12 protein-coding genes are annotated in these 19,490 nt (G+C 63.3%); 8 read left to right on the forward strand and 4 right to left on the reverse strand.

Features of this window, described 5'->3' with window-relative positions:
• Positions 1-120: 120 nt before the first annotated feature.
• From ACX3M4_RS24060 to ACX3M4_RS24075, 4 genes are all read right to left on the reverse strand, one after another.
• Complete coding sequence (locus tag ACX3M4_RS24060) at positions 121-1,596, reverse strand: phospholipase D family protein (RefSeq protein WP_459355500.1); 1,476 nt, start codon at positions 1,594-1,596, stop codon at positions 121-123.
• Positions 1,597-1,710: 114 nt separating this feature from the next.
• Positions 1,711-2,247: a hypothetical protein gene (locus tag ACX3M4_RS24065; RefSeq protein ID WP_459355501.1), complete on the reverse strand. Its 537-nt coding sequence runs from the start codon at positions 2,245-2,247 to the stop codon at positions 1,711-1,713.
• A gap of 231 nt (positions 2,248-2,478) precedes the next feature.
• Positions 2,479-4,452 (reverse strand): O-linked N-acetylglucosamine transferase, SPINDLY family protein, encoded by a 1,974-nt coding sequence (locus tag ACX3M4_RS24070; protein ID WP_459355502.1) that lies wholly within the window; start codon positions 4,450-4,452, stop codon positions 2,479-2,481.
• Between the two features lie 48 nt (positions 4,453-4,500).
• Positions 4,501-10,800 (reverse strand): beta strand repeat-containing protein, encoded by a 6,300-nt coding sequence (locus ACX3M4_RS24075; RefSeq protein WP_459355503.1) that lies wholly within the window; start codon positions 10,798-10,800, stop codon positions 4,501-4,503.
• Between the two features lie 410 nt (positions 10,801-11,210).
• Between ACX3M4_RS24075 and ACX3M4_RS24080 the strand changes: the two genes are divergently transcribed.
• From ACX3M4_RS24080 to ACX3M4_RS24115, 8 genes are all read left to right on the forward strand, one after another.
• Positions 11,211-12,176: an NAD-dependent epimerase/dehydratase family protein gene (locus ACX3M4_RS24080; protein WP_459355504.1), complete on the forward strand. Its 966-nt coding sequence runs from the start codon at positions 11,211-11,213 to the stop codon at positions 12,174-12,176.
• A gap of 402 nt (positions 12,177-12,578) precedes the next feature.
• Positions 12,579-13,604 (forward strand): LacI family DNA-binding transcriptional regulator, encoded by a 1,026-nt coding sequence (locus ACX3M4_RS24085; RefSeq protein ID WP_459355505.1) that lies wholly within the window; start codon positions 12,579-12,581, stop codon positions 13,602-13,604.
• Positions 13,605-13,830: 226 nt separating this feature from the next.
• The gene (locus ACX3M4_RS24090) at positions 13,831-15,150 is read left to right on the forward strand and encodes an ABC transporter substrate-binding protein (RefSeq protein WP_459355506.1); all 1,320 of its coding nucleotides are present in this window, start codon (positions 13,831-13,833) and stop codon (positions 15,148-15,150) included.
• Positions 15,151-15,317: 167 nt separating this feature from the next.
• The gene (locus tag ACX3M4_RS24095; protein WP_459355507.1) at positions 15,318-16,265 is read left to right on the forward strand and encodes a carbohydrate ABC transporter permease; all 948 of its coding nucleotides are present in this window, start codon (positions 15,318-15,320) and stop codon (positions 16,263-16,265) included.
• Positions 16,262-17,203 carry a carbohydrate ABC transporter permease gene (locus ACX3M4_RS24100; protein WP_459355508.1) on the forward strand — a complete coding sequence of 314 codons (942 nt, stop codon included), beginning with the start codon at positions 16,262-16,264 and terminating at the stop codon, positions 17,201-17,203. Before ACX3M4_RS24095 ends, ACX3M4_RS24100 begins: the two co-directional genes overlap by 4 nt.
• Positions 17,200-17,391 (forward strand): hypothetical protein, encoded by a 192-nt coding sequence (locus ACX3M4_RS24105; RefSeq protein ID WP_459355509.1) that lies wholly within the window; start codon positions 17,200-17,202, stop codon positions 17,389-17,391. The genes ACX3M4_RS24100 and ACX3M4_RS24105 overlap by 4 nt, the downstream gene beginning before the upstream one ends.
• 6 nt (positions 17,392-17,397) lie before the next feature.
• Positions 17,398-18,495 (forward strand): ABC transporter ATP-binding protein, encoded by a 1,098-nt coding sequence (locus ACX3M4_RS24110; protein ID WP_459355510.1) that lies wholly within the window; start codon positions 17,398-17,400, stop codon positions 18,493-18,495.
• Positions 18,488-19,483: an ABC transporter ATP-binding protein gene (locus ACX3M4_RS24115; protein ID WP_459355511.1), complete on the forward strand. Its 996-nt coding sequence runs from the start codon at positions 18,488-18,490 to the stop codon at positions 19,481-19,483. The genes ACX3M4_RS24110 and ACX3M4_RS24115 overlap by 8 nt, the downstream gene beginning before the upstream one ends.
• Positions 19,484-19,490 lie beyond the last annotated feature (7 nt).

Genomic DNA, 19,490 nt, shown 5'->3' on the forward strand with positions numbered 1-19,490 from the left:
GGGATGACGCGTTGCCGATCGCGCCTGCCGCTCGCCAGAATGTCTTAATCTATTGTTCTCGTGAAGGTTTTCAGGATTTTCGCCAAGCGCATGCCTTCAATTCGCGAAGCGTCCGTCTTTTCAGACGATGTCTTCCGTCACTCCCGGCAGGGGCTGCGCCATCTCGCTGCCTTTCGAAAGATCATAGGGTACGAGCAACCCCTTGCGGGTCTGCGGCAGACGAACGCCGTTGCGCATGATCTCGGCGTGCCAGGAGGATTGCAGCTCTTCGGGCGTGACGGCGACATCGCACAGGTGCTCCTGCCACCAGTGCCGGAAAATCTTGTTTTTGAACCTGCTCAGGCGATCCGGCCGGGTCAGTTCGATCGCAACTTCCGTGTCCCAGCGCATCGACCGGCCATTGAGGTTCGCCGAGCCGACGATTGCATAGTCGTCATCCTTCAGCAGGACCTTGTTGTGGACGTGTATGACGGGCGAACCTGCATGAACGGCGGGTCCTTCCCGGGACGCCAGGTAAGGCTGCACCGGCGTTGCCAGGGTGATCCGCTTGCCGAAGGCTTCGACCAGATGCGTGACGGCCTGCTTTTGCAGCGCGAGGCCGTATTGTGCATCGAGCCCGTCCGAGTTTTCGAAGGCGACATCGTCCGGCAAGGCGGGAAGGATGACGACCGAGCCGAGCTCCGCGTTCTTGACAGCCGCCTCGGCCAGGGCATCGGCAACACGCTGCGAGCGCAGGAACTGGGTTTCGATCAGGATAAGCTGCCGCGCCGCGCGGAAGGCCTCGAGATGGGCTTCCTCGATCTCCTTCAGGAGCGTGCTCGGGGACAGGAAAGGCATCTGGAAGCGCCTTGGCACCGACAGCGTGCGCTTCAGCAGCGGGCAGGCGGGAACATCTTTCCTGCCTGCGGTGACTTCTTCGAACGTTTTCAGGTGCCGCAATGCGTCCCGGGCTTCAGGTCCGCGCAGGATCACCTGGACATCCGACCATGTCTGTTGCGGTGGCCTGTCGTGCTGCGGAGTGTCGTAGCGACGCTCGTTGAGGTCGAGGCCGCCGATATAAAGCACCTCTCCGTCGATCACCGCGATCTTCTGGTGGTGGGAGACGGTATGCAGCCGCGGAAGCTTCTTCCGGGTGAGGCCGACGGCCTGCCAGGCACGCCGTTTCTCGCTGAAACGTCGCAGCTTACTGTTTCTCTCCTGCAGGACTTTCGGCAGAAAAGCCAGCCAGGGCAGAAGGCCGGCGCGGGCGGGGTGCAGGACAGCGCGCACCGACAGCTGATCGAGGCTCGCTCCGCTGACTTCCCGCAGGGCTGCGCCCTGTTTGACGGTGCGCCAGGTCAATTCATGCAGGTCGGTTGCCATGACCGGATCGAAATCGCTGACGGCAAGATCCACCGAAACGCCTTTTCCCAGCACGTGGGCAAGCAGATCGAACCAGTCCTTGCCAACGGCCTTGCCTTCGTCGCTGCGAAGCCGGGTGGTCATGTCGAAGATGCGAAACCCGGCGACGACTTCCTTTTCTGCAGACAGGACGGCACGCTCAAAGGACGGCCAGGCCTCTTCCGCTGTGACCAGAACGTCGAAATCTTCAGCCATCCCTTATCCCGTATGTCGGTCTTTTCCGGTCTGTCCCCGTCCGCTATCGCGCAATCTTCTGTCGCCCTGAAGGCAGCTCTCGGGCCGTGTAGCGACGAAGAGGAAGGTCAAGGTTCAGTTGTCCGTGGATCCGCCCGGTCCGGTCACCGTGACCTTCACCCTCGCGCTGTGCTGCGTCCGGGAGAGAAGCTCGCCTCCGGCAAGCGACGTCACGCCGGAGCCGGCTTTTCCGGCGGCAGGCACCCGTTCAAGCTCGATCGGAACCATGCCTGCCAGTCCGGGCGTCTCTTTGGAGAGGTCCGGTGCGGGGACGTCTTTCCATTCGACGGGAGCGTAGTCGGGCATCGAGACGAAACGAACCTGGAACTCCGCGCTCTTTTCTTCTTCTGTGGCAGTGTTCCGCCGGTGTGCCCTGTTCGAACAATCGAGTTCCCGCGCCGGGGCACGGTCGCTTTGCGTGCCGGGGAAAGCCTGCCCGTACTCCCAGGATAGGTGCGATGCATCCGCTGCGATGAGTTGCGGTTCAAACAGCATTTGCGCAAGGTCATCCCGCGTTTCCTCGGACGTGTCGGCCCGCAGGACGCAGTCCGCCATGGCCGGTGCGCTCAGGGATCCGGTCATGGTCAATGTCAAAAGCAGATGTCGCAACATGGTGGCGCTCCGGCATATCGCGGACTGCCCCGCGATCGTTAAACCCTTTCCAGGTCGGCGAGTGTCTTGTGGCTCGTCGAGGATTCAACGGGTGCGGGAACGCTTTGGTTCCCGCGGAATGCATTAAAGGCGTATGCATCCGGGGGTGTGGACAGGCGGAAACCGGCACAAGTCGCCAGCCCGCATCGCTTTTTCCGGATGCAGATGTTTCTTCAGAAAGGGTATTGAAACTTAGAGTCCCAGAAATTCCGGAAACCTGCGGCCGGAAAGCGGGTGGATGTCGTGCCGCGCTGCGAGACGTTCGCGCCAGAAGCCGCGGTAGTCGGTGACGGCCAGCATGTCGGTGGTTTCGTGGTCTATGGCCGCGCCGATGTCGAGAAGGGCGTCCAGGTCCTCAAGGCGGGGTCTGGGCAGGGTGCCGCCGGTACAGTCCTGCCACATCCGGTCGTAGAGGTCCTCCAGACTCGCGACGAGCAGGGGCGTGTCGAAAAGCGTGCAGCTGTCGCGCCCCGCCACGAGTTTTTGCCGAAGCAGCTCAAGGGCGTCCCTGTCGCGGCCAAGCTCGGCGGCGCGGCGGATATAGGCATCCGGGGTCTGGCAGACCAGTTCCTCCAGTCCCGCGGCGGTGACAAGGCTGGCGCAGACGCGGGCGGCAAAGCATCTGCCGGCAATCGTCAGCACCGGAACGCCCATCCACAGCGCATCGGACGCCGTCGTGTGCGCGCCATAGGGCGTGGTGTCGAGGAAGAGATCGGCCAGCGGATAGCGGGCCAGATGATCGGCATTCGCGATCTTGGGCGCAAAGACCAGCCGGTCGGGGGAAATCCCCGCGGTCTCCGCCAGGCCCCTGAGCCGCCTGTCGGTCTCCTCGCCGCCCGTCAGCAGCCACAGCACGCCGCCTGGCACCTTCTTCAGGATCGCGAACCAGCGTTCCAGGCAGAAGCGGGTAATCTTGTGGCTGCCGTTGAAGCAGCAAAAGACCGTGCCGTCCTCCGGCAGGCCGAAATCGGCCCTTGTGAAGCTGCGGTCCGAAACAACGCGCTGGCGGTTGTTGGGCTGATAGCAGGGCAGGCGCAGGACCTTTTCCGAAAAATAGATTTCGTGATCGTCCGGGACGACGACGCCGTCGGCGACGATGTAGTGGTGGAACGGGCTGGCCGTGGTGCCCGGGTAGCCGAGCCAGTTGACGATGACCGGCGCCGGCCGGTGCGCCACCAGCTTCGTGCGGCCTTCCCGGGTATAGCCGTTGACGTCGACAAGGATCTGGACGCCGTCCTCGGCAATCAGCCGCGCTGCGGTTTCATCATCGACAGCCGAAATCGTCCGCCAGTGGTCCGTGGTTGCCCGGAAATTGCGGCTCAGAGCATCGTCCGCGGGCACGCCGCAATCATAGGCGAAGACCTCGACCCGGCTGCGGTCGTGCAGGCCGAAGACCTCGGCCATCAGGTGCCCGACCGCATGTTCGCGCAAGTCCGACGACAGGTAGCCGATGCGCAAGGGGCCGTCGTGGTCCCTGGCCTTCGCCCAGGCCCTCAGCGGTGCGGCCGGCAGGCCGACATCATTGCGGCTGTAGTCGGCGGCAAGCCCCAGCTGGAACAGCGGATCGTCGCTGTAGGCGGCGGCCGAAAGCGGCGACATGGCACGGACCTGATCGACCGCCGAAACCCGTTCCAGCGGCTGGACCACCGGCCATTCGCACTGGCGCTGGCGCAGGGCGATGAAATGCTGGGCGACTTCGCGCTGGCGCGGATCCAGCTCCAGGCTCTGCCGCAGCATGGATTCGGCCAGCACGTCCTGGTTGGCCGTTTCCAGCGTGCGGGCGATCTGGTTGAGCGCAGTCAGGCGCGAGGAAAGCAGCGCCGGCGTGACGGCAAGCGTCTGCTCCAGCACCTTGTTCCATTGGCCGACCGCTGCGCCGATATCGCCCTCCTGCTCCAGAACCCGGCCGAGATTGATATGGGCCGCATGAAACTCCGGATTGAGCGCCAGCGCGCGTTGCAGCGTCTCACGGGCCGCCGCCAGCTTGCCGGTCTCCGAGAAGAGCACCGACTGGTTGAAGAGCACCGCGTACAGCAACGGGTCGTCCGGGTTCTGCGCGATCCAGGAGCCATAGAGCACTTCCGCAGCCCCGTGGGAGCCGCTGGTCTTCAATGCTTCCGCGGCACTGATGAGCTCAAGGATGGTCAGGGACGTTTCATTGGCCATTTACCGGCGCACTCCAAGGATGACTGAGTCGGGATGATGGCGCAAAGATCAGGCGACTGCCACCGCCATGGCGGCGATTTGCGCAGCTGTCATGCCGGCGATCTGCGTTTGGGTGAAATGGCTGATCTGACCGGCATCGAGGCTCTCGATCGCTTGCGGGGTCAGGGCAGCAATTGCGTCCTGATCGAGGGAGCCGATCTGGGTACCGGTCAGGCCGGAAAGCTGGATAAAGCTCATCGCGCCGATGCGCTCCGGCTGCAGGGCACCGAGCTGGGTGACGGTCAGCGCGCCGATCTGGCGGGAAGTCAGGGCCTGGAACTGCGTGGACGACAGGATCGAGATCTCGCCGCTGGTCAGGTTGGAGATCTGGTTGGCGCTGAGCGAGGCGATCTGGGTGGCCGTCAGGGCGGAGAACTGGGCATTGGACAGCGCGCGCAGCTGTACGCGGACGAGGCCCGCCAGCTGAGAACCGGTCATCTCGGCGATCTCGTCCGGCGAAAGGCCCGCCAGAGCGGAGGTGGAGATCGAGCCCACCTGGGCTGCGCTGAGGCCGCTGATCTGGGTCAGCGTCAGGGCTTCGATCTGGTTTTCCGAAAGGCCCGCGATGGTGAACGGAGACAGGGCGCCAATCATGGTCGAGGTGAAGGCTTCGAACTGGACGGACGAAAGCGCACCGATCTGTGTGGCGGAAAGGCCCGGCAACGCGCTTTCAGACAGGGCGCGAAGTTGCTCCGTTGTCAGCGAACCGATCTGGTCCGCGCCGAAGCCGGATAGGGCTGTCGCCGTAAAGCCGCCGATCTGTTCCGGACCCAGGGTGTCGATCTGGGTCTGGGTCAGGCCGGAAGCGGCCGTTGCGGTCAACGCACTGATGCTTTCCGGTGAAAGAGCGTTGATCTGCGCCGCGCTGAGGGCCGACATCTGAGAGGCGGAGAGACCTTTCAGTCCGGCGGAGGAAAGATTGTAGATCTGGTTGGGTTTCAATGCGCCGATTTGTTCGACCGACAGGCTCGCGACCTGTCCCGAAGACAGCCCGGCGACCGTGCCGGGTGTCAGCAGGCCGATGCGCGTCGTGGTCAGCGAAGCGATTTGCCCTGATGAAAGGCCGCCGATGGCAGTTGCCGACAAAGCCCCGAATTGCTGGTCCGTCAGCTCGGCAAGGGTCGTTGCCGACAAGCCGCCAAGCGCCGTCGCCGTCAAACCATCGATCTGCTTCGTGGTCACGGCGCTGAGCTGGTCGCTCGACAGGGACATGATCTGGGTGGCGTTCATGCCCGAGATTGCCGATTTCGACAGGGCGGCGATCTGTTGCGTCGCAAGGGCCGCCAGGTGGGACGTGGAAAGTGCGCCGGCGGCAGCGCCTGACAAACCGCCGATTTCCGTCGTCGTCATCAGGGCCAGGCGCGAGGCCGAGAGTGAACCGATCTGCGTCGCGGTCAGGGCGCCGGTCTGGGTCGCGGTCAGGCTGGTCCACTGGCCATTGGTAAAGGCGGCAAGACCATTGGCTGAAAGCGAGGCGATGGTGCCGGTGGAAAGGCTCGTCATCTGTTTTGAGGTGAGAGCGCCAAGCTGGGTGCCCGACATCCAGCCGATCTGCTCGGCACCAAGGCCGGAAATGCCTGCTGCCGACAACGCCGCGACCTGCCGCGTCCCGAGGGCACCGATCTGGTCCTGAGTGAGTGCAGCCACCTGGGACGAAGAAAGGCCTGTCACCTGGGAGGTTGACAGTTGTGCAATCTGGGAGCTGTTGAGGCCTGCAATCTGCTCCGGTTTGAAGGACGTGGTTTGCGCGGGTGTCAGCGCTGCAAACTGGTCCTGAGACAAACGGGAGACAACGGCCGAACCGCTTTGCGACAGGGCAGCCGCCGAAAGGCCTGCGATCTGGTCCGGATCAAGCCGTGCAAGCTGATTGTTGGAGAGGCTCGACAGCGCTGTTGCGGAGAGTCCGCCAACGCCGGCAACAGAAATGGCGGCGATCTGGTCAGTGCTGAGCGCGGCTATCTGCGCGTTTGACAGCGCGCCGATCTGTTTGGCGCTGAGCGCACGGACCTGGTGGGTCGACAGGCTGGAAACGGTCTCTGTCGACAGCGCGGCAATGACGCTGGTGGTAAGGCCTGCGAACTGATCCGAAGTCAGCGCCAGCAGCTTGTCCGCGCCAAGCTGGCCGGATTGTTCCACGCTCAGGCCGGACAGAGTCTTTGCGCCAAGGGAGGAAATCTGCTTGGCCGAAAGCGCTCCGAGCTGCTCGGAGCTCATCGCTCCGAGCGCCGAGGACGTCAGCCGCTGCAGCTGCGGTTTGGTGAGGGTCTCGATCTGGGCCGTCGACAGGGCACCAATCTGATCCTGGCTGAGCACGCCGATGGTCACGGGCGCCATGCCGGCGATCTGGGCCGTTGACAGCGAGCCGATAGCCGTTGCGCTCAAGCCCTGCCAGGCGGCCACCGACAGGGCGTTGAGCTGTGTCGTTGACATGGCTGCGATCGAGGATGCCGTCAGGCCGCCCGCCCCGTCGCCGGAAATACCGGCAATCTGGGTGGCGGTCATCTTGCTGATCTGGCCGGACGTGAAGGACCCGACCTGCTCCTGCGAAAGCGAACCGATCTGCGCGGCCGACAGACCCGATATCTGGGTCGTCGAAAGAGTTGCCGCCTGGCTTGCCGTCAGCCCGTCGAGCGTTGCTGCGCTCAGGCTGCCGATCTGGACCCGCGAAAGGGCGGTAACCTGATCTGTCGTCAGGCTTTCAAGCCCCTCCTCAGTGAGGCCGGCGAGCTGGGATGCCGTCAACAAGGCCAACTGATCGTTTTTGAGGGCGGAAATCTGCGAGGTCTTCATTGCGCCGATGGCCGAGGCGGTGAGACCTTTTATCTGGGTTGCCGTCAGCGTGGCGACCTGTGCCGTGCTCAAGGACTGGATCAGGCTGCTGCTCAGGCCGGCGAGGGCCGTGCTGCTCATCGCTGCGAACTGGGCGTCGCTGAGGGCCGCAATTGCCGTCCGGGTCAGCCCCCTGACGCCGGCCGCCGAAATGGACGCGACCTGCGAGGTGCTCAGGGCCTCGAGCTGCGGCGCTGTAAGATACGAGACCTGGGCGGCGGCGAGGCCGGAGACCTGTGTGGTTGTCAGCGCGCCGATCTGCTCGGGTGCGAGCGCTTCGAACTGGGTCGCATTGAACGCGCGCAGCTGTGCACCGGAAAGCGCTCCGAGCTGAGACCGGGAGAGGTTTGAAAGGGCCGTCACCGACAACCCCGCCAGACCCGACGACGACAGGGCGCCGACCTGTTTGTCGCTCAGCGCCGCCAGTTGCTGCAGGGACAGCGCGGCGACCTGGTCTTCCGTCAGACCCCGTGCCTGGGTGGTTGTCAGGGCGCCGAGCTGAGTTGCCGAGAACTCCGCGACCGTATCCTCGCTCAAGCCACCAATGGCCGCGGCGGACAGCTCGGCGAACTGGGTGGTCGAAAGGCCCGCAAGCCGCGTCGCGGATACCGACTGCATTTGCGGCTGGGTGAGGGCGCGCAGCTGGACCGCGCTCAACAGCCCGAACTGTTCCGGCCGAAGGGCGGCGATCTGACCGGTGCTCAAGGAGGCCACCTGCGACGCGGTCAATCCGGAGATCTGGGTCTTTTCCAGGGCGCTCACCGCATCGCTCGTCAGCCCGGACAGACCGGTTGCCGACAGCGACGCCATCTGCTTGGCGTTCAGCGAGCGGATCTGGTCCGTCGACAGAACGGCGGTTTGCGTCGCATCGAGCGCCGTCACCGCCACCGGGGCCAGTGCAGCGATCTGGGTGGTCGAGAGGGCCGAGATCTGCGTCGTCGACAGCCCCTTGGCCTGGTTGGCCACAAGGGCAGCTATCTGGGGAGCGGTAAAAGCGTCGAACTGGGTGGCGCTCAGATGGCCGACCGACGTGCTCGACAGCGCCTTGACCTGTGTCGTGGTGAGTCCGGCGATCTGGTCAGCCGACAGTACGGCAATCTGCGCTGTTCCGAGCGAAGCAATACCCACGGCCGACAGGGCGGCCAGGCGTTCATTCTGAAGTGCTGCGACCTGGGCTTCGGTCAGGCCGGCCGTGTTGCCGCCAAGAGAGGCAATCTGGGTTGTCGTCAAAGCCTGGAACTGGTCCGCCGACAGCGAGGAAACCGCCGTGTTGCTCAGGCTCCTGACCTGGGACCCGGTGAGCGCCGAGATCTGCGTGAGCGAGAGCGCACCCAGTTGCTCCGTCGTCAGGCCGGCAAGGGCGCCGCCGCTGAGGCCGGCGATCTGGGTCTCGTTCAACTGGCCGAGCTGTTCTGTCGAAAAGGCCGCTATCTGCGCGGCAGACACGCCGTTGAGCGCCGCAGCGGTCAGTGCCGTCAGCCGGTCGGGCGTAAGCGCCGCGATATGGTCTTCCGTCAGGCCGCGGATCTGTTGGGCCGCCAGATCCGTCAGCTGGGTGGTGCTCAGGGCTTCGAACTGACTGCGGCTGAGGCTCGAGACCGCCGTCTGGCTGAGGCTGCGCAGCTGCGTTGTCTGCAGCGAGGACACAAAGCCGGTCGACAGGCCCTCGACCTGCTCGGTGGTGAGCGCGGCGATCGCACTGGTGGTCAGGCCCTTGATGGCGCTGCTCGACAGGGCGCCGAGCTGCTCGCCGGACAGCAGCTTGATCGAGGTGCCGTTGAAGGCAAGCGCCTGGGCGTAGCCGAGCGACCCCATCTGGTCTGCGCTAAGCGCTTGCACTTGCGCCGGCGTGAAATAGCGGATCTGGGCCGCCATCAGGTTCCCGAGCTGCGTCGGTCCGAGGGCGCCGATCTGGCTTTCCGACAGGGCTGCAATCATCGTGCCCGAGATTGCGCGGATCTGGCCGCCATGCAGGCCGCCAAGTTGTTCGTCGGAGAGATAAGAAAGCTGCGTCTTCGTCAGGCCGGAGAAGGCGGACGAGGACAGGGCCTCCAGGCGCGTGCCGGTCAGGAGGGCAATCTGGCTTTCTTTCAGGGAGCCTATCTGGTTGGAGGAGATCGAGGAGAGCTGCGTCGTGCTCAGGGCCTTGAACTGGTCCTCGGAGAAAAGAGAAAAATCGCTCGCCGTCAGCCCCTTGAACTGGGTCGCGGTCAGGCTGGCGATGCGGATTTCGCTCAGGCTGCCGATGGCTTCGTTCGAGAGTGCGGTGATCTGCGTGGAGGAAAGCGAAGCGAACTGGTCGGCCGACAGGTTTGCGATCTGATCGGCTCCGAGGGCCGCGAGCGAGGTTCCCGTCAGTAGGCCGATCTGCGCCAGGCTCAGGGCGCCCAACTGGGTCTCGTTCAGGACCCGGGTCTGGGCCATGGTCAGACCCTGGATCTGCGCCTTGCTGAGATTGGCGATGTGGGCAGCACCGAAGGCACCGATCTGTGTGGTCGACAAGGAGTTGATTGCTGTGCCGGACAGATAGCGGATCTGCGCGGGGCTCAGCGACTGAAACTGCTCCGTCGTCAGCGCCTGGGCCTGCCGCGTTGAGAAAACGGAGATCTGAACCGGGCTCAGGCCGGAAAGCTGGGTCGCCGACAGCGCCGAAATTTCCGTGGGGGCGAGGCCTTTCACCTGGGTGGATGTCAACTGGCCGATATGGGTCGACGTCAGGGCACCGAACTGCGTGGTGGTCAGGGCCGCGATGGTCTGGCTGGTCAGGGCGCGGAACTGGGTGCTGGACAGGGACAGCAGCGTGTCGACGCTGAGCGCCTTGGCCTGCGCAAGCGACAGGCTGCCGACCTGGGTCGTCGTCAACTGGCCTGCCTGCGTGGCGGACATGGCTTCGATCTGGCCGGTCGTGAGGCTTCTGAACTGGGCAGTGCTCAGCATGCTGAGCTGGGTCGAAGCAAGTCCGGAAAACTGCTCGAGGGTGAGGTTGGACAGGCGGCTCGCGGACAGGTTCTTGATCTGCAGGCTCGTCAGCGCGGCCATGTCGTCCGCCCCGAAATGGGAGAACTGGGTGCTGGAGAAGCCTGCGATCACGGAGGTCGAGAAGCTCTTGATCTGGCCAGGGCTGAAAGCTTCGATCTGCGTTTCCGACAAGGCCTGGATCTGGCTGGAGGAAAGTACCGAGATCTGGGGGGCGGTGAGAGCCTGCAGCTCGGCCGCGGTGAAGGCGGCGAGGTCCGTTGCGGTAAGCTGCTTTATCTGCGTCGTCGTCAGGGACGTTATGTGATCGGTGTTTTCCCCCTGAACCTCCTGGAAGGTGATTGCGCTGTAGTTCGCAAGGAGCAGGGTGGAGATGAGGGGCGTTGCTGCCGATCCGCTGGAGGTCTGTTGGGAAGACGACTCCTCCGTGGCCGGAGACACCGGCGTGCTTGGAGCGGAGACATATGGCGATGTCACGCCGGGCGTGACGGTGATCGTTGTCAAGTAAGGAGGTTCCAGCAGCTCCCTCTTGGAGCCGGATTTGGATCAGCAACTTCCATGCCATGGCCGGGTGTGGCGTGAAAGGGCCGGAAACCCGGGGAAATCCCCCGCTCAAAAGGGGTGGGCGGCAAAAATTGCCTAGCGAGACCCGGCAATTTTTGCCTGGGTGGGAAGGGGGGGCTCGGCAACAGTTTCCACAATGTCTTTCCGGAGATGTTCCGGGGCGGGTTTCAGCCCGGCCGGGCCGGGTTCCATTTCGCAAGCAAGTCCGCGGAAAGAACCCGCTTCGGTTTGGCTGCCGTCCGACTGCAGGTTGCTGATCCGGCCGTTGGCACGAAGCGTGCTTGGCAGAAGGCAACGGTTGAACGGGTAGGCGACCGGGCTTTCTTGGCTACCCCTGGATGACACCCATCATGTCCCTTCCCATTCTGGTGACCGGAAGCTCCGGTCTGATCGGCGCGGCCCTCGTCGAAAGGCTGACGGCGCTCGGGCAGCCCGTGCGCGGCTACGATATCGCTTGCGGGCCGCAGGACACGGTGGATGCCGGGGCCGTCAACGAGGCCGTCCAGGGCTGCGGTGGCATCATTCATCTGGCCGCCGTCTCCCGCGTTCTTTGGGGTGAGCACAATCCGGCTCTTTGCCGCCGGGTGAATGTCGGTGGGACCCGCAATGTCCTTGCGGCGGCACACAGCAGCCCGGTGCGCCCCTGGGTGCTGTTCGGCAGCAGCCGCGAAGCCTATGGGCCCGTCTCCGTGTTCCCCGCCGGGGAAGATACGGAACGCAGGCCGATGAATGTCTATGGCCGCTCGAAGCTTGCCGGCGAACGGCTGGTGGAAGCAGCCCGGGAAACAGGTGTTAAAGCTGCGATCCTGCGGTTCTCGAACGTCTACGGCCGCATTTCCGATCACGCCGACCGGGTCGTCCCCGCCTTTGCCCGTGCGGCCACCGAAGGCCGGTCTCTGCAGGTGGAAGGTCGCGACCATGTCTTCGATTTCAACTATCTCGACGATGTCGTCGACGGCATCCTTTTGATGGCCGGGTTCATCGAGGCGGAAAAGACGCCGCCGCCGCCGGTTCAGTTCGTGACAGGCGTCGGCACGACCCTCACCGAACTTGCCGAGACGAGCGTACGCATTGCGGAAACCGGCGCCGAAATCCGCCACGTCGGTCCGCGCAGTTTCGACGTCAACGGCTTCGTCGGGTCGCCCGAGCGGGCAAGGCAACTGCTTGGCTGGCAGGCAAGGACAGGTGTCGAAGAGGGTCTGACACGGATGATCGAAGCCTACCGGAAGGCAGCCGCATCGCAGCTGCCCGGTGCGATGCCGGCTTCGGGCGGCGAGGAATGCACCGGAACAGAGGTCACCTTTCTGCATGCCTGACCCGAGGCGGGCTGGCGGCCCGGTGCCCCGACCCGTGGTCGATTCCTTTGCCGTGGGAAAGAAGGCTAACGGCAAGGGCCGTGTCGTCCCGTCGGTTGGCTTCACTTCGGGAAATGTCTTGGCATACGTATGTCGAAAAGAGCGGTCTGAAGCCTTTGCGGCCTCTGGATCATCCGGGCCGGCGTGTGTTGGCTTCCGTCTGGATTGGTCGTGCCGGACTGGGCATCAAACTGATCATTCAACGGCGAGTGACCTTGCGAGACGCAGAGATTACGCGCTTGCGAAGCTCCAATCATCTGATATCCTTGGGGAAATTTAACGCTCTGCCTGAGCCAGACCCCGTTTTAGATTGACGTATGTCAGAAAGCTGCGCGACATTGGCTCCAATTGGGAGCCGCAGCCGTGAAGCCAACCGTCCATGATATCGCGCGCGAAGCCGGGGTCAGCCTGTCGACGGTCGACCGGGTGCTGAACGGGCGCGCCGATGTGCGGCCGAAAAACGCGGAGCGGGTCAAGGCGGCGGTCAAGAAACTTGGCTATGTGCGGGACACCAATGCGGCCAACCTTGCCAAGCAGCGCCAGTACAAATTTGTCTTTGTGCTGCCCGAGGGCCCCAATCATTTCGTCGAGACGATCAGCGCGGCCGTAACAGAAGCTTCCGGTGCCCAGGTTGCGGACAGGGCCGATGTCGGTGTTCTGCATGTGAATGCGGCAGACCCGCACGCGGTCGTCGACAAGCTGAAGACGCTGAACCTTTCCGATCTCGACGGCGTTGCGATCATGGTGCCGGAAACGCCGCAGGTGCGCGATGCGATTGCCCATATCAAGAGTGCGGGCGTCTATGTGGTGGCGCTGGTCTCGGACCTGCCGAACTCGAAATGCCACTATTTCGCGGGCATCGACAACTTCTCGGCCGGCAAGACGGCAGGGGCGCTGCTCGGCAAGTTCCTTCGCAACGAGACCGGCAGCATTCTGGTCGTCACCAATTCCATGGTGGCCCGCGACAGTATCGAGCGCCGTTTTGGCCTCGACGAGGTGCTGTCGCGTGACTTCCCGCGCTTGAAGAGCCTGCCGACCATCGAGTTCCATGACGATCCGGACCGGATCCACGAGACGCTGGATCATGCGCTGAAGGCTCATCCGGAGCTGAAGGCGGTCTATTCCATGGGCTCCGGCAATGCGGCCATGCTCGATGCGCTGCGTGAGCACGATGTGGCCGGCAAGCTGGTGGCTATCGCCCATGACCTGACCTCGGTCACCCGCGATGCCCTGAAAGCGGGCGAGCTCGATGCGGTGATCGCGCAGAATGTCGGCCACCTGGTGCGCAGTGCGCTCCGGGTGCTGAGGGCCAAATGCGACGGCACCGACATCTACGAGGCGCAGGAAAAGATCCGTATCGAGATCATCATGCGCGAGAATCTCTATTAGAGCCGTCCTTTCGGCTCTCTTTTCTTCATCTCGATAAGATAAGCAATAACAATATCTTGCACTCGTTCCGCGAAGGCCCTCTGCATGTTTGACGGCGAAAAGAAAGACGTATGTCAGAAAATTCATTGACGTGACATACGTATGTCAGTTACCGTGGCCTTGCACTTGGAGGAGTGCTGCGGACCGGCAGGCGCCGGCGCGTGACCATTTCGGGAGGACTTCACCCATGAAAACTGCGAAACTTCTCGCGGCGACCGCTTTTGCAGCGGCCAGCGGACTGACCGTTTCGACTGCGCAGGCCGAAGACCTGACGCTGTGCTGGGCGGCCTGGGATCCGGCCAACGCCCTTGTGGAACTGTCCAAGGAATTCGAGGCCGAGTACGGCCACAAGATGAAATTCGAGTTCGTGCCCTGGCCGAACTTCGCCGACCGCATGCTCAACGAGCTCAATTCCGGCGGCAAGCTCTGCGATCTCCTGATCGGGGACAGCCAGTGGATCGGCGGCGGCGCGGAAAACGGCCATTACGTCAAGCTGAACGAGTTCTTCGACAAGGAAAGCATCAGCATGGACGATTTCGCTGCGGCGACCGTCTATGCCTATTCCACCTGGCCGAAGGGCACGCCGAACTATTACGCCCTGCCGGCGATGGGCGATGCCAACGGCTGGTTCTATCGCAAGGACTGGTTCGAGCGCGAAGACATCCAGGCCGCCTTCAAGGAAAAGCACGGCCGCGATCTGGCGCCGCCCAAGACCCAGGCCGAACTTCTGGAGGTCGCCCAGTTCTTCCAGGAGCGTGAGATCGATGGCCAGAAACGCTACGGCGCTGCGATCTTCACCGAGCGCGGCTCGGAAGGCATCACCATGGGCGCCACCAGCTCCATGTATCCCTTCGGCTTCAAATACGAGATGACGCCGGGCAAATACGACATGGAAGGCGCGGTCAATTCGGCCGAAGCCGTGGCCGGGCTGGAGTTCTACAAGGAGCTCTACAAGACCGCGACGCCTCCGGGCTACACCGACAGCTACATGGAACAGTCGCTCGACGCCTTCAAATCCGGCCAGGTGGCGATGGCCATGAACTGGTTCGCCTTCTTCCCCGGCCTTTATGCCGATCCGGATGTCGGCGGCGACAAGATCGGCTTCTTCGTCAACCCGGGCCAGAACAAGGAAGCCTCGACCCTCGGCGGGCAGGGCATCTCGGTTGTCGCCTATTCGGACAAGCAGGACGCGGCGCTTGAATACATCAAGTGGTTCGCCCAGCCGACCGTGCAGAAGAAGTGGTGGGACCTCGGCGGCTATTCCTGCCATGTCAGCGTCCTGAACGACCCGAGCTTCCCGGACAGCGCGCCCTTTGCCTCCGACTTCCTGCTCGCCATGGATGGCGTCATGGATTTCTGGCAGGAGCCGGCTTACGCGGAATTGCTGCTGGCCATGCAGAAGCGCCTGCATGACTATGTGGTGGCCGACCAGGGCACCGCGAAGGAAGCCCTCGACAAGTTGATCGAGGACTGGACCGAGACCTTCGAAGACGAAGGCAAGCTCTGATCGATAGAGCGCGCGGCTGTCCGGCCTCTCTCCGGGCAGTCCCAAGCGAAAGGCCGGCCTCAACCGGTTTGCCAGATCCGACCGGCCACTCCCCGGCCACGGACCCCGGCACGCCAGGTTCTGGCCGGTTCCTTGCCCGGACCCTTAGTACCTTATAAGAGCATCCCATGGCCGACATGCCCATCGACCGCATAGCCAAAGCGACACCCCCGACGCTGGCGAGAAAAATCCGGGGCCTTTCAGACCGCACCATCGCCTGGTTGTTTGTCGCCCCGACGATCTTCCTGCTGCTGGCGGTCAACATCTTCCCGCTGATCTGGACGATCAACCTGAGCTTCACCGACTTCCGGGCCAACCGGCCGACACGGGAAGTCGAATATATCGGTCTGCGCAACTACGAGCGCATCCTGACGGATGGCGATATCTGGCTGACCATGCAGGCGACCGCCCATTTCCTGTTCTGGACGATCTTCCTGCAGGTGCTGATCGGCTTCACGCTCGCCTGGCTGATCAACCGGAAATTCAAGGGCAACGACCTCTGGACGACGCTGATCGTGCTGCCGATGATGCTGTCGCCGGCCGTTGTCGGCAACTTCTGGACCTTCCTCTACCAGCCGCAGATCGGCCTCTTCAATTACGGGGTTTCGTTCTTCACCGGGGTCGATCCGTCCTCGTTCCAGATGATCGGCGATGTCGCGCTGGCGCCCTGGGCGATCGTGATTGTCGACACCTGGATGTGGACCCCCTTCGTCATGCTGATATGTCTGGCCGGGCTTCGGTCGATACCGGACTATATCTATGAGGCCGCGGAAATCGACCGGGCCAGCAAGTGGCGCCAGTTCTGGACGATCACGATCCCGATGGTGCTGCCCTTCCTCATGCTGGCTGTCCTGTTCCGCGGCATCGAGAACTTCAAGATGTTCGATCTCGTGGTGCAGCTGACCGGCGGCGGCCCGGGCTCCGTCACCGAACTCACCTCCATCAACCTCAAGCGGGAAGCCTTCGAGAAGTGGCGCACGGGCTATGCCTCCGCCTACGCCATCATCCTCTTCGTGACAGTCTTCGGCCTTGCCTCGATCTACGTGAAGGCGCTCAACAAGGTGAAAGAAAGATGAGCAGTTATTCCATCACCGAACCGTCCGCACGGCAGAAATGGGTGGCTGGCTCCCTGGTCATCGCCTACGCGGTCATCACCCTGCTGCCGCTGGTCTGGATCCTGACGACGGGGTTCAAGACACCGGTCGATGCCATCGCCTATCCGCCGAAGGTCCTGTTCGAACCCTCGCTCGAAGGCTACGTCAACCTCTTCACCACCCGCACCCGTGTGTCGCCGGAACAGCTGCAGGCCCTGCCGCCGCCGGCGACCTGGTACGAGGAGATCGTGCGCAACCGCGACATGGTGATTGCAGGCCCGTCCCGCTACGGCGAGCGCTTCCTCAATTCCGTGATCATCGGCTTCGGCTCGACCTTCCTGTCGGTGTTCCTCGGAACGCTTGCCGCCTATGCCTTTTCCAGGTTCAAGGTGCCGCTGAAGGACGATCTCCTGTTCTTCATCCTGTCGACCCGGATGATGCCGCCGATCGCGGTCGCGATCCCGATCTTCCTGATGTTCCGCACGCTTGGCCTGTCGGACACGCATCTCGGCATGATCCTGCTCTATACGGCGGTCAATATCTCGCTGGCGGTCTGGCTGCTTAAAGGCTTCATCGACGAGATCCCGCGCGAATACGAGGAGGCGGCGCTGATCGACGGCTACACCCGCTTCCAGGCCTTCTACAAGGTGGTGCTGCCCCAGGCGGCAACCGGGATCGCGTCAACGGCCATCTTCTGCCTGATCTTCTCGTGGAACGAATATGCCTTCGCGGTGCTGCTGACTTCAGGTACGGCCCAGACCGCACCGCCCTTCATCCCGACCATCATCGGTGTCGGCGGCCAGGACTGGCCGGCGGTGGCCGCAGGCGCGACGATCTTCCTCGTGCCGGTCATGGTCTTCACCATTCTCCTGCGCAAGCATCTTCTGCGCGGCATCACCTTCGGAGCGGTCCGCAAATGATCACCGACTTCATGAACGGCCTCGTCCGCTTCCGCCGCGGGTCCTGGGAAATGCTGGCTTCCATCCTGATCGCCATAGGCGTGATCATGCTGATGCAGCCGCTGGTTCTGTGGGCCTACACCTATTCCTTCATCGTCACGCTGACAGGCACGATCATGTTCATCGTCGTCAGCCACTTTCCGGAATGACCTGTCATGGCTGAGATTGTCATCAGAAACCTGAGGAAGGAATTCGGCGACTTCACCGCCGTGCAGTCCTCCTCCTTCAAGATCGAGGACGGCGAGTTCTTCATGCTGCTGGGCCCGTCCGGCTGCGGCAAGACCACCACCTTGCGCATGATCGCCGGGCTGGAGCTGCCGACCTCGGGCGAGATCTATATCGACGGCGAAGAGGTCGGCCAGCAGCCGGCAAGCAAGCGCGACATCGCCTTTGTCTTCCAGATGTTCGCCCTCTATCCGCACATGAACGTGCGCAAGAACATCTCCTATCCGCTGGTCAGCCAGGGCATGTCCAAGGCCCAGGTGGCGGAGCGCGTGTCGGAGGTTGCCCGCATCCTCGGCATTACCGACATTCTCGACCGGCCGGTCGGCGGTCTGTCGGGCGGCGACCGCCAGCGGGTCGCTCTCGGACGTGCCATCGTGCGCGATCCGAAGGCCTTCATGATGGACGAGCCACTGGGTGCGCTCGACGCGGAATTCCGCGAGCACATGGCCGAGGAGCTGCGCGCCCTGCACGACCGCATGGGCGCAACCACGGTCTATGTCACCCACGACCAGCTCGAAGCCATGCAGATGGGCGACAAGATCGTCGTCATGAACCACGGTGTCATCGAGCAGTTCGGCACACCGCAGGACATCTACGACAAGCCGGCGACCATGTTCGTTGCCGATTTCATTGGCTCGCCGTCGATGAACTTTCTGCGCTTTCATGGACAGGTGCATGCCGGTTCCTCGCAAGTGCAGATGCATCACGAGGCGCTGGAGGTGCCGCGTCTGGTGGAGCCGTTCGAGGGCGACATGGTCTTCGGCATTCGGCCCGAACACATCGCGCTCTCCGACAGCGGCACCTATCGCGGCGAGGTGCTGGCGGCCGAATATCTCGGCACCACCCAGATCGTCACCCTGAAGACGGCCAACGGCGAACTGAAGGCCCGGATCCCGTCGGATCAGGTCGTCCGCACCGGCGAATTTGTCGGGCTGGAATTCAACGGCGCAACAGTGACGCTCTTCGATAACCAGTCGGGCCGGGCGCTGCGCTCGGAACTGAACGAGGGAGTGCTTGCTCATGGCTGAGGTCAGACTTGCTCACCTGTCGAAGACCTTCGGCGACACGCAGGCCGTCGACGACGTCACGATGACCATCCCGAACGGGGCCTTCGTCACGCTGCTGGGCCCGACCGGTGCCGGCAAGACGTCGATCCTGCGGCTGATCGCGGGCCTCGAGGCGCCGGATGCAGGCGATGTCGTCATCAGCGGCCGCTCTGTCGTCAATGACACGCCCGCGCAGCGCAACGTTGCCATGGTCTTCCAGCAATATTCGCTCTATCCGCATTTGAGCGTGCGCGACAACCTGGCTTTCCCGCTGCGCTCGCCGCTCCTGAAGACACCGGAAGACGAGATCGACCGCAAGGTGACGGAAGTCGCCGAGGTGCTCAGGATCTCGCACAAGCTCGCCAACAAGGCGACGAACCTCTCGGGCGGCGAGATGCAGCGCGTCTCCATCGGCCGGGCGCTGGTACGGGACCCGTCCATCTATCTGATGGACGAGCCGCTCTCCTCGCTCGACGCCAAGCTGCGCTCGGACCTTCGCATCGAGTTGAAACGCATCCAGGAAAGCCTCGGAGCAACACTGCTCTACGTGACCCATGACCAGATCGAGGCGATGACCATGGCGACCCATGTCGGCGTGCTTGATCATGGCCGGCTGGTGCAGTTCGGCACGCCGCGGGAGATCTACGAGAACCCGGTCAATCTTTATGTGGCCGGCCGCCTCGGCCAGCCGCGCATCAATGTGCTGCCGGCGGGCATGTTCGCCGGTGCGCCGAGCGGGGCAAAATCTATCGGCCTCCGGCCCGAACACATCGCGCAGGGCGAAGGCAAGATGTCTGAGATCCGCCGGGTGGAACATCTCGGCGACCAGACGCGCCTGCACCTGTCGCTCGACGGGCACGACATCGTCACGCTGTCGGAAGGCCGCCAGACCTATGAACCTGGCGACATGCTCGCCATCCAGCCACGCAATCCGCTTTTCTTCGACGCCAGCGGCGCACGTATTTCCTGAGGAGACG

It is taken from the genome of Roseibium sp. M-1, from assembly GCF_054515675.1.

What these genes read in the sequence shown, in the direction of transcription:
- ACX3M4_RS24095 (WP_459355507.1), top strand. Translation starts at nt 15,318, where the DNA reads ATGGCCGACATGCCCATCGACCGCATAGCCAAAGCGACACCCCCGACG.
- ACX3M4_RS24065 (WP_459355501.1), bottom strand. Translation starts at nt 2,247, where the DNA reads ATGTTGCGACATCTGCTTTTGACATTGACCATGACCGGATCCCTGAGC.
- ACX3M4_RS24110 (WP_459355510.1), top strand. Translation starts at nt 17,398, where the DNA reads ATGGCTGAGATTGTCATCAGAAACCTGAGGAAGGAATTCGGCGACTTC.
- ACX3M4_RS24115 (WP_459355511.1), top strand. Translation starts at nt 18,488, where the DNA reads ATGGCTGAGGTCAGACTTGCTCACCTGTCGAAGACCTTCGGCGACACG.
- ACX3M4_RS24100 (WP_459355508.1), top strand. Translation starts at nt 16,262, where the DNA reads ATGAGCAGTTATTCCATCACCGAACCGTCCGCACGGCAGAAATGGGTG.
- ACX3M4_RS24090 (WP_459355506.1), top strand. Translation starts at nt 13,831, where the DNA reads ATGAAAACTGCGAAACTTCTCGCGGCGACCGCTTTTGCAGCGGCCAGC.
- ACX3M4_RS24105 (WP_459355509.1), top strand. Translation starts at nt 17,200, where the DNA reads ATGATCACCGACTTCATGAACGGCCTCGTCCGCTTCCGCCGCGGGTCC.
- ACX3M4_RS24070 (WP_459355502.1), bottom strand. Translation starts at nt 4,452, where the DNA reads ATGGCCAATGAAACGTCCCTGACCATCCTTGAGCTCATCAGTGCCGCG.
- ACX3M4_RS24080 (WP_459355504.1), top strand. Translation starts at nt 11,211, where the DNA reads ATGTCCCTTCCCATTCTGGTGACCGGAAGCTCCGGTCTGATCGGCGCG.
- ACX3M4_RS24060 (WP_459355500.1), bottom strand. Translation starts at nt 1,596, where the DNA reads ATGGCTGAAGATTTCGACGTTCTGGTCACAGCGGAAGAGGCCTGGCCG.